Source organism: Fusobacterium perfoetens, assembly GCF_021531475.1.
Lineage (GTDB): Bacteria > Fusobacteriota > Fusobacteriia > Fusobacteriales > Fusobacteriaceae > Fusobacterium_B.
The window spans coordinates 18,623-29,078 of record NZ_JADYTX010000029.1; the positions used below are offsets into that span (position 1 = coordinate 18,623).

The following is a 10,456-nucleotide window of genomic DNA, read 5'->3' on the forward strand; positions in this document are numbered from 1 at the left end:
ACAATAAAGGGGTGGATATTATGATTTCTGAAAAAGAATTAGAAAGTAATTTACTTAAACAACTTTCAACTCAAGGGTATGAACTTGTTGAAGTGAAAGATGAAGATTCTTTAGTTAAAAACTTCAAAGAACAACTTGAAAAGTTTAATAATATAAAATTATCACAAGGAGAGTTCTGTAAGATCCTTACTCATCTTGCAGGTGGAAGTATTTTTGAAAAGTCTAAAAAATTAAGAGATAAGTTTGAACTTCTTAATGATAAAGGAGAGATGAGATATATCTCTTTCCTTGATAAAGAGAATGTAGAAAATAATATTTTTCAAGTTACTAATCAAATAGCTGTTAAAGGACAATATGAAAATAGATATGATGTTACTATTTTAGTAAATGGACTTCCTTTAGTTCAAATAGAACTTAAAAAGAAAACTATTCAACTTAAGAAAGCTTTTTATCAAATACAAAGATACCAAAGACATTCATATTCATATAAGACTTTATTCCAATATATTCAAATTTTCGTAATTAGTAATGAGGAAAATACAAGATATTTCTCTAATAATAAAGAGCTTAACTATAACTTTACTTTCTCTTGGACTGATGAATATAACTTAAAGAAAAATAGATTAGAAGATTTTACTAAAACTTTCTTAAATAAAAAGCATTTAGGAAATATGCTGGCTAAATATATAGTTACAAATGAAACTTTAAAAGCTTTTATGATTCTAAGACCGTATCAATATTATGCAGTTGAAAAAATTATAGATAGAGTTAAAACTCTTCCTAATAGAAATGGATATATTTGGCATACAACAGGAAGTGGAAAAACCCTAACTTCATTTAAAGCAAGTCAAATACTTGCTACTTTAGATGAAATTGATAAGGTTGTATTCTGTGTTGATAGAAAAGACTTAGACTATCAAACAACAAAAGAATTTAATGCTTTCGCACCTAATTCTATAAGTAAAGCAGAAGATACGCAAGAATTTGTTACTAATATGGTAAGTGGTACAGGAAAAGTAGCTGTAACAACTATCCAAAAGTTGAATAATGCTATATCAAAACCATACTACTTAAAACAAATGGAAAAAGTAAAAAATAAAAGAATTGTATTTATCTTTGATGAGTGTCATAGAACACAATTTGGAGAAACACATAAAAAGATAGATGAGTTCTTTACTAATAAGCAATTTTTTGGATTTACAGGAACTCCTATTTTTGCAGATAATGCTATAAAATATAGAACGACTAAAGACTTATTTGATGAATGTCTACATAGATATACAATTAAAGAAGCGATAGATGATGAAAATGTATTAGGATTTTCAGTTGAATACTACTCAACATTTAATATGAAAGATGAAAATGGAGATGATTTATCTCTTGATGAGATGATAGAGAATGGAATTGATACTAAAGAAGTTTTTACTAATAGAAAAAGATTAGAAAATATAGTTGATTTTATCCTTGAACATCATAATGCGAAAACTTCTAATAGAGAATATCAAAGTATCTTTGCTATAAGCGATATTAATACTTTAATAGAATATTATCATATTTTTAAAGAAAAAGGTACAAATCTTAAAATAGCTTCTATTTTTACTTATGAAGCTAACTCAGATCTTGCCAATGATGAGGGAACTTTTGAAGTAGAAAATGATGAGTGTAAACACCCAAGAGAACATCTTGATGAGATGGTTGCAGACTATAACAAGATGTTTGGAGATAACTTTAATCTTAATCAAGATAATGGATTTAATAGCTACTTCATAGATATTTCTAAAAAAGTAAAAGAGAGAAAAATAGATATTCTTTTAGTTGTTAATATGTTCCTTACAGGTTTTGATAGTAAATATCTAAATACTTTGTATGTTGATAAAAATCTTAAATATCATGGACTTATCCAAGCTTATTCAAGAACTAACAGAATTTTAAATGTAAATAAAACTCATGGAAATATAGTTTGCTTTAGAAATCTAAAGAAAAGAACAGACGAGGCTATAAAATTATTCTCTGATGAAAATGCTATTGAAACAGTTCTTATGAAAGACTATAGCGAGTATATTGGAATTATTAACCAATATATAGAATCTTTAAAAGAGTTGGTTGAAACTCCTGAAGATGTAGATACTTTAGAAACTGAAGAAAATAAACTTAACTTTATAGAATTATTTAAAAATATCTTAAGGGTTATGAATAAACTAGAAACATTTAGTAGATTTGATTTTGATGATTTAGATATTAATAAAGATGAGTTTGAATCATTTAAAAGTAAATATATAGATATGTACGATACATTAGTTGGAGGAACTAAGAAAGGCGATGGAAAGACTTCCGTTATAGATGAGATTGATTTTGAGATAGAACTTCTTAGAAAAGATAGCATTAATGTAGCATATATAGTATCTCTACTTAAAAACTTAAATAGTAAAGAAACTTCATTTGCTAAAGATGTAGAATATATCTTAAAAACTATGGATTCAGTTCCTGCTCTTAGAAATAAGAAAGAACTTCTTGAGAAATTCATTCAAGAAAATAGAGAGATATTAACTATTGAATCTAAAGCAGATGTAGAAAATGAACTTTCAGAATTTTTGAAGAAAGAAAAAGAAAAAGCTATTCAAGATATGATAACAGAAGAAGAATTAAAGGCAGATGTAGTAACTAATATCATTGATAAATGTGAATTTACATCAAGAATGGCAGATTACTCAGATATTAAGGATTCTTTTATTAAGAAACCAAGTATATTAAAATTAAAACCAAGAATTGAAACTATTCAACATAAAATAGAAAATATACTAGATAAATTTAATTTCTTTGGAGCATAAGGTGATGGAATGATACCAAAATATAATGAAATGTATAAAGCTCTTTTAGAAACTTTAAAAGATAAAAAAGAGTATTCTACAAAAGAATATCGAAATAAAGTAGCAAAATTAATGAATATATCAGACGAAGAAAGAGAAATTTTATTAGATAGTGGTGGTGGAAATAAATATAATACTGCATTAAATTGGACAAGTGTTTATTTAAAAAAAGCTAAACTAATAGAATCTACAAAAAGGGGAGTATTAAAAATAACTGAAAGAGGATTAGAATTATTAGCTACTAATCCTAACGTAATAGATAATCATACTCTTAAAAACTATGAAGAATTTAGAGAGTTTTTAAATCCAAAGGGAAATAATAAAGAATTTAAAGAAGAAAAAGGACAAAATATAGAAGAAGAAACACCTCAGGATATACTTGAAAAATCTTTTAATAAGATAAATAAAATACTACAAGAAGAAGTTTTAGAGGAGGTAATGAGGAAAGATCCTTATTTTTTTGAGAGCTTAGTAGTGAAGTTATTACAAAAGATAGGGTATGGAACTCTTAAAAATTCAGGAAAAGTTACTAAAAAAAATAATGATGAGGGAATAGATGGTATTATTAATCAAGATAAACTTGGTTTTGATTGTATCTATATCCAAGCTAAAAAATGGGATAAAGATTCTACTGTAAGTAGACCTGAAATTCAAAAATTTGTTGGAGCTTTAGCAGGACAAGGAGCAACAAAAGGATTATTTATAACTACTGCTAAATTTTCAGATGGAGCTAGGGAATATTCTCAAAAACAACATACAACAAAAATAGTGTTGATTGATGGAATGGAACTAGCTAAATTAATGATAGAGTACAACTTAGGTGTATCAGTAGAAAATGTTTATGAAATTAAAAAAATTGATAGTGATTTTTTTGAAGAATTAGACTAATATAAAATTTTGGAGGATAAAAAGATGTCAGAACATCAAGCAGAATTAGAAAAAAGATTGTGGGCAATAGCTAACGAACTTAGAGGGAATATGGGAGCTGATGAGTTTAGAAACTATATTCTAGGATTAATTTTCTTTAAGTTCTTATCAGAAAAAATTGAAAAAACAGGAAATGATGTATTATCTGAAGATGATATGAAATTTGAAGATATAGATGGAAAAGATGAATATATAGAAGCTGTAAGAGAATATTGTGTAAATAGTATTGGATATTTTATCGAACCTAAATATCTATTTAGAATTTTAGCAGGAAGAGCTAAAAATGGAGAATTTATAATAGAAGATTTAGGATTAGCTCTTAAATATATTGAAGATTCTACAAATGGTCAAGATAGTAGTGATGATTTCTCAGGACTATTTGGCGATGTAGATTTAACATCTTTAAAACTTGGAAAAACTGTTGAAGATAAAAATAAGATGATTTCGGAAGTTATTAAACATCTAAATGATATAAACTTTAACTTTGAAGATACAGAAATGGATGTTTTAGGTAATGCTTATGAATATCTAATCGGTCAATTTGCAAGTAATGCAGGGAAAAAAGCAGGAGAGTTTTACACACCAGCTCAAGCTTCCAAACTTCTTGCAATGATAACTACAACAGGAAAAGATAAAATTAAATCAGCTTATGACCCAACTTGTGGATCAGGATCTCTTCTTTTAAAAGTTGCAAAATATACAAATGTAGCTAGTTTCTATGGACAAGAATTAAATACTACAACATATAACTTAGCTCGTATGAATATGATTCTTCATGGAGTTAAATTTAATGATTTTGAAATTAAACAAGGAAATACTTTAGAAGATCCTCAACATCTTGATAAAAGATTTGATATAGTTGTTGCAAATCCTCCATTCTCTCAAAAATGGAGTGCAGACGATAGCTTTTTATCTGATGAGAGATTTGCTTCTTATGGAAAATTAGCTCCAAGTTCTAAAGCTGACTTTGCTTTTATTCAACATATGATCTACCAATTAGACAACGATGGAACAATGGCTGTAATAGTTCCTCATGGAGTATTATTTAGAGGAGCAAGTGAGGGAGTAATAAGAAAATATTTATTAAAAGAAAAAAATTATATAGATGCAATCATTGGACTTCCTGCAAATATATTCTATGGAACATCAATCCCTACTTGTGTAATAGTTGTTAAGAAAAATAGAAAACTTGAAGATGATATTTTATTTATAGACGCTTCAAATGACTTTGAAAAAGCTAAAAATCAAAACTATTTAAGAGATGAAGACGTCCAAAAAATAGTTGAGACATATAGAGAAAGAAAAGATATAGAAAAATACTCTAAAAAAATATCAATGCAAGAAATAGAAGAAAATGATTATAACCTAAATATTCCAAGATACGTTGATACTTTTGAAGAGGAAGAAGAAATTAATCTTAATGAAGTTGTTGAAAAAATAGCAAAACTAGACGAAGAAATGAAAGAAATAGATAAGACTATAAAGGGATTTTGCGATGAACTTGGAATAAAAGCACCTGTAGATTTATAAAAAGGATAAGTGATAATATGAAAGATTTTAAAGATGTAGAAAATTTATATGAATATATTTTAAAATTGTCAACTTATGATATAAATGAGATGGTAGAAAATGCCAAATCTGATGATGAAAAGAAATTTTATCTAAAATTGGAAGAATGGAAAACTCAATTACTTCAACAAAAATTAATAACAAAAGGAGTATTTTAATGCCAAATTATGTGGTTTTTGCAGGAGTAAATGGAGCAGGAAAATCAACACTTTATAATACAATTACACCAACATTAGATTTAGGAGTTAGAATAAATACTGATGAAATTGTAAGAAATATAGGAGATTGGAGAAGTAACCAAGACCAAGTAAGAGCAGGGAAAATGGCTTTGAAACTTCGTAAAGAATGTGTTGAAAAAAATATATCTTTTAACCAAGAAACAACTCTTACTGGAAAAAATATTATAAAGGCTATTAAAGAGATTAAATCAAAAGGTTATACAATACATCTTTATTATGTTGGAGTTAATTCTCCTGAAATAGCAAAACAAAGGGTTAAAAATAGGGTTAAAAGAGGTGGACACGATATTCCTGAAGATGTAATTGAAAAAAGATATGTAGAAACTTTAGAAAATTTAAAGACTATATTGCTTTTAGCAGATTATGCTAAAATTTATGATAATTCAGAAAAATATGAGTTATGCTATACAAAATTGCCTTTGGAATATATAAAAGTTTGTGAAAAAACTCCCGAGTGGCTAGGCAAAATCTTAGAAGAAATAGGAATAGAGTAAAATAAAATCACTACCTTGTGTAAAATTACAAGATAGTGATTTTTTTTATACAAACATCTGTTGTAAAAGTCCTTTTTTAAATTTTTTTAATTCTTCAAGTTTAGAAGATAACTTTTCTATTTTGTCGTCAATAGAAGATAAGAAATCAGCTATTTTTTGTTGTTCTTCTAGGCAAGGGATTTTTATAAGAAAATCTTTAATAATAGGTAATCTTAAACTATCAACAGTTGCTTTTACAGTGTATGTCAAAGCGTGTTTTTTAAAGTTTTTTTGCAAGTAATAATAAAGATATTTACAAGAAATATTTATAAAATTACTAATTTTATAAACTCTTTGATGATAATCAAATTTACCATTTATGTAATGGTATACTTCTCCGATTTTTCCATCGCCTGGAATTAATATGGCTTCTCCATCATATGAAAATGTATCTATTTTTTCTATATTTTTTGATCTAACAAAAAATGGATAAATACCATCTTCTTTTTTATCTTCCAAATCTTTGTTTCCTGTTTGAATTTGTGAAATATTTCCTAATTTATTTTCTTTCCATTCAGGATAATATTTTCCATTTCTATCTTTAAATCTTAATTCTTGATTAAAGATTTTTTTCATTATACTTTTTTTATATTTTTCAAATAATTCTAATTTTTGACTTGTTAAATCTATTTGAACATCAACTGATGATAAAAAATCGGCTTATATTTAAAACAAATTATTACAATTAGATAATTATATTAATAAAGAATAGTTTAGAAAAAAGGATTTAGTAAGGTGTAAAATGAGGAAAATTAAACGGCGATTTTTTCTTGCTCTTTTAAAATGGGAAAAAAGACAGAAATTCTTTTCAAAATATTTAAATTCAATCCACCTCTCCCATTACTTCCAGTTGATAGATTTCTTAATTCTTCATATCTATTATCTAAATTATAATATAGAAACATTGGTTTAAAATAATTAAAATTTGGGAAAATAGAAGCTATGGATTGATTAGTACATAGTTCTATAAAATTTATAGCAACCGTACCTCTTGTTTTTCCTTGACCAGCTAAACCAATTAAAATACATTTTTCTGGAATTAATTTTGTACTTGAATTTTTTAATCCTAATTCTGTTATTCTTCCCTGTACATCATAAATGAATTTTAGGTTCAATTCTCCTGAGTTCATCCATTTTATATTACCATTCCAATATTCTTTTTTCAATGTGTTAGGCGTTCCACCAGCGGTTAAATTAGTTATATCTCCTATCTTTTTTTCTTCCCATTCTTTTTCAAATTCTTTGAATCTTAGTTTAGGTACTTTTTTCATAATATTCACCTTTAATTTATTATTCTTTATTAGATTTTATAATATTATTTAAAAGATTACAAATACTTTTTTCAAAAAATCAAAAATTATGGTATAATTGATGGAAATAAAGATACATTTTTTATTTTTTTCAGCAGTCTTAATAAAGATAACTTGAAAAGCAGAGAAAAATAGTTAATTTTTTATCGTCACTTAATGTTAAATATAAATTCACAATTTTATATAAAACTTGTTTTAAATGATTAAATAAATATCAAAAATAAAAAAAGTAGAGGTATCACTATGTTACAACCAAAATTAAGATTTCAAGAATTTATTAATGAATGGAAAAATCAAAAATTAAGTGCTATCAGCGAATTAACATCTAGTAAAAGAATTTTTTTATCAGAATATGTAAGTAAAGGAATTCCTTTTTATAGAGGAAAAGAAATATCAGAATTAAAAAAAGGAAAAAAAATTATAGATGTTTTATATATTTCAGAAAAAAAATATGAAGAAATCAGAAAAAAATATGGAGTTCCTCAAAAAAATGATATATTAATTACGGCAGTTGGTACTTTGGGAAATATTTATTTAATTTCAAATGAAAATAAATTCTATTTCAAAGACGGAAATTTGATATGGCTAAGAAATATAAAAATATCATCTGAGTATTTGGTGTATAATTTGGAATATAATAAAAAGCAAATTTTAGATAGTTCAATTGGTTCAACACAAAAAGCATTAACAATAGTAAATTTAAATAAGTTATCTTTAAATATTCCTAACTTAGAAGAGCAGGAAAAAATAGCCGATTTTTTATCATCAGTTGATGTTAAAATTAATTTAACAGAAAATAAGCTAGAACTATTAAAAGAATATAAAAAAGGGATAATGCAAAAAATTTTCAATCAAGAATTAAGATTTAAAGATAGTAATGGCAATGATTATCCTGAATGGGAAGAAAAGAAGTTAGGAGACATAACAAAATTTTCAAAAGGAAAATTAATTTCTAAAGAAGATATAACAGATACCGGAGTAGAATGTATTAGATATGGAGAGCTATATACAACTTATAATGAAGTAATCAATAAAGTTGTAAGTAAAACTAATTTAGATATATCTACATTAGTTTTAAGCGAAAAAAATGATATAATTATTCCCTGCTCTGGAGAAACTGCGATAGATATAGCTAAAGCTTCCTGTCTAACTAAATCAGGAGTAGCTTTAGGTGGTGATTTAAATATATTAAAACTAAATGAAAATGGAATCTTTTTATCTTACTATTTGAATAATAAAGCTAAATATCAAATAGTTTCATTGGCTCAAGGAGCTAGTGTAGTACATTTATATGAAGACCATTTAAAAAAACTAAAAATAAAAGTACCTATATTACAAGAACAACAAAAGATAGCTGATTTTTTATCTGCTATTGATTCCAAAATAGAAAAAATCTATGATGAATTAGAAAATCTGAAAGAGTTTAAAAAAGGATTGTTTCAGCAAATGTTTGTATAACATAAAAAAATATGATATAATGAGAGTGCTTTAAATAATTATTTTGTCAAGAAGTAATTGATTTAAAGGAGAATCATTGTAAATGTCAAGAGAAGATTCGTATTTGTTGAATAAATATCTTCAACATTTGGAATTTGTAAACTGGGTATTAAACATATATTGATATTAATCATGAGTTTATAACCTCCTTGATAAATGATATATGCTATTAATATTATAGCATAAGTTATTGAAAAAAGATTAGTAGCAGTTGTTTAGGGAAATAGACTATTTATTATTTAGGATGCTACTACCTGTAGAGAAAACTACATTAAAGTAAATAGTTTTTTGACCAAAGTTATCTAATTTAATTAGGTAACTTTTTTCATAAATAAGGGGAAATGTTTATTGAAAATGGAAGAGAAAGATATTTTAAAAAAATGGGAAGAAAAAAATAAATACTTTAAAGGATATGTTCACTTTGATTGTAAAAAAAATAGTTTTCAAAAAGGAATAAAAGAATATATAACGGATGAAAAAAATATAGTTAAACATAGCTTTTATCCTTTTATAAGTACAGAGATTAAATTTAAAAAATATAGAAAAAAAGTAAAAAATATTAAAATAAGAAAAATTAAATATTCAGCACATATGGATAGATTAATTTTTTCATATTATTCACATTTGTTAAATTACTATTACAATAGTTACGCTATAAAAAATAAAATTAATGAAAGTATCATTGCTTATAGAGATAATTTTTATGGAAAAAGTAATATAAATTTTGCAAATGATGTTTTTAAATATATGCTTGAAGTAAAAACATATTTTGTAATGATTGGAGATTTTAGTAACTTTTTTGAAAATTTAGATCATAATTATTTAAAAGATAAAATCTGTAAAGTTTTAACAGAAAAAAAATTAAAAGATGATTGGTATGTTATATTTAAAAATATAACAAATTATAGTTATTGTGAATTAGAGAATATTTTAAAAATAAAAAATATAACAAGAAAAGAATTAATGGAAAAAGATAGAATATTTACTCCAAAAGAATTTAGAAAATATAGAAAAAATGGAGAACTAAAGATTAAAATCAATGAAAATATAAATAAAAAATTAGGTATATTAAAAGGTATACCTCAAGGTTCAGCAATAAGTGCTGTTTTAGCCAATGTTTATATGATAGAGTTTGATAGAGATATAATAGAATACTTAAAAAAATATAATGGACGATATTATAGATATTCAGATGATTTTATAATTATAGTTCCTTTAGAAAATCTAGATATTCAAAAAATAAAAAATGAAATGCAAAAAAAAATCGAAGAATTAGTAAAAGAAACTAAATTAGATTTAAAAAAAGAAAAAACAAAAACTTTTATATATAATGGAGAAAAATTACAAGGTTCAGAAAATATAATAAATTATCTAGGATTTTCGTTTGATGGAGAAAATATCTATTTGAGAGATAAGACTTTAACAAAATTCTATCATAGAATGTATAAAAAAATAAAAACAATTAATAAGAATAAAGGAATTACTCAAAAAGGAAATATAATAAGTAAAAAAAT

At 24.9% G+C, this 10,456-nt stretch carries 9 protein-coding genes; 7 read left to right on the plus strand and 2 right to left on the minus strand.

The features are described from left to right. Positions 1 to 20 precede the first annotated feature (20 nt). From I6E15_RS07320 to I6E15_RS07340, 5 genes are read left to right on the plus strand one after another with little or no spacing between them, the layout of a single operon-like run. Positions 21 to 2,828, plus strand: coding sequence for a type I restriction endonuclease subunit R (locus I6E15_RS07320; protein WP_235247185.1), 2,808 nt, complete (start codon positions 21 to 23; stop codon positions 2,826 to 2,828). Between the two features lie 9 nt (positions 2,829 to 2,837). Next, positions 2,838 to 3,755, plus strand: a complete 918-nt coding sequence (locus I6E15_RS07325) for a restriction endonuclease (protein WP_235247186.1) — start codon at positions 2,838 to 2,840, stop codon at positions 3,753 to 3,755. A 24-nt stretch (positions 3,756 to 3,779) separates the two neighbouring features. Beyond that, the gene (locus I6E15_RS07330) at positions 3,780 to 5,324 is read left to right on the plus strand and encodes a type I restriction-modification system subunit M (protein ID WP_235247187.1); all 1,545 of its coding nucleotides are present in this window, start codon (positions 3,780 to 3,782) and stop codon (positions 5,322 to 5,324) included. 17 nt (positions 5,325 to 5,341) lie between these two features. Beyond that, complete coding sequence (locus I6E15_RS07335; protein WP_235247188.1) at positions 5,342 to 5,521, plus strand: GNAT family acetyltransferase; 180 nt, start codon at positions 5,342 to 5,344, stop codon at positions 5,519 to 5,521. Continuing rightward, positions 5,521 to 6,096 carry a zeta toxin family protein gene (locus I6E15_RS07340; protein ID WP_235247189.1) on the plus strand — a complete coding sequence of 192 codons (576 nt, stop codon included), beginning with the start codon at positions 5,521 to 5,523 and terminating at the stop codon, positions 6,094 to 6,096. Before I6E15_RS07335 ends, I6E15_RS07340 begins: the two co-directional genes overlap by 1 nt. Positions 6,097 to 6,141: 45 nt before the next feature. Here I6E15_RS07340 and I6E15_RS07345 read toward each other — a convergent pair whose 3' ends face one another. Both I6E15_RS07345 and I6E15_RS07350 read right to left on the minus strand, forming a co-directional pair. After that, entirely contained in the window at positions 6,142 to 6,711 is a 570-nt protein-coding gene (locus I6E15_RS07345) for a restriction endonuclease subunit S (protein WP_235247190.1), read from the minus strand. 176 nt (positions 6,712 to 6,887) lie between these two features. Continuing rightward, a complete protein-coding gene (locus tag I6E15_RS07350; RefSeq protein WP_235247191.1) occupies positions 6,888 to 7,406 on the minus strand; it encodes a restriction endonuclease subunit S in 519 nt (172 codons plus the stop codon). A 282-nt stretch (positions 7,407 to 7,688) separates the two neighbouring features. Here I6E15_RS07350 and I6E15_RS07355 point away from each other — a divergent pair, with 282 nt between their 5' ends. Both I6E15_RS07355 and I6E15_RS07360 read left to right on the plus strand, forming a co-directional pair. Continuing rightward, positions 7,689 to 8,903 carry a restriction endonuclease subunit S gene (locus tag I6E15_RS07355; RefSeq protein WP_235247192.1) on the plus strand — a complete coding sequence of 405 codons (1,215 nt, stop codon included), beginning with the start codon at positions 7,689 to 7,691 and terminating at the stop codon, positions 8,901 to 8,903. Positions 8,904 to 9,296: 393 nt separating this feature from the next. Further along, positions 9,297 to 10,456, plus strand: a 1,160-nt coding sequence (locus I6E15_RS07360; protein ID WP_235247193.1) for a reverse transcriptase/maturase family protein, incomplete at its 3' end; no start/stop codon positions are given.

Coding starts and splice junctions, on each gene's coding strand:
- I6E15_RS07320 (WP_235247185.1), top strand. CDS start 21: ATGATTTCTGAAAAAGAATTAGAAAGTAATTTACTTAAACAACTTTCA.
- I6E15_RS07325 (WP_235247186.1), top strand. CDS start 2,838: ATGATACCAAAATATAATGAAATGTATAAAGCTCTTTTAGAAACTTTA.
- I6E15_RS07330 (WP_235247187.1), top strand. CDS start 3,780: ATGTCAGAACATCAAGCAGAATTAGAAAAAAGATTGTGGGCAATAGCT.
- I6E15_RS07335 (WP_235247188.1), top strand. CDS start 5,342: ATGAAAGATTTTAAAGATGTAGAAAATTTATATGAATATATTTTAAAA.
- I6E15_RS07340 (WP_235247189.1), top strand. CDS start 5,521: ATGCCAAATTATGTGGTTTTTGCAGGAGTAAATGGAGCAGGAAAATCA.
- I6E15_RS07345 (WP_235247190.1), bottom strand. CDS start 6,711: ATGAAAAAAATCTTTAATCAAGAATTAAGATTTAAAGATAGAAATGGA.
- I6E15_RS07350 (WP_235247191.1), bottom strand. CDS start 7,406: ATGAAAAAAGTACCTAAACTAAGATTCAAAGAATTTGAAAAAGAATGG.
- I6E15_RS07355 (WP_235247192.1), top strand. CDS start 7,689: ATGTTACAACCAAAATTAAGATTTCAAGAATTTATTAATGAATGGAAA.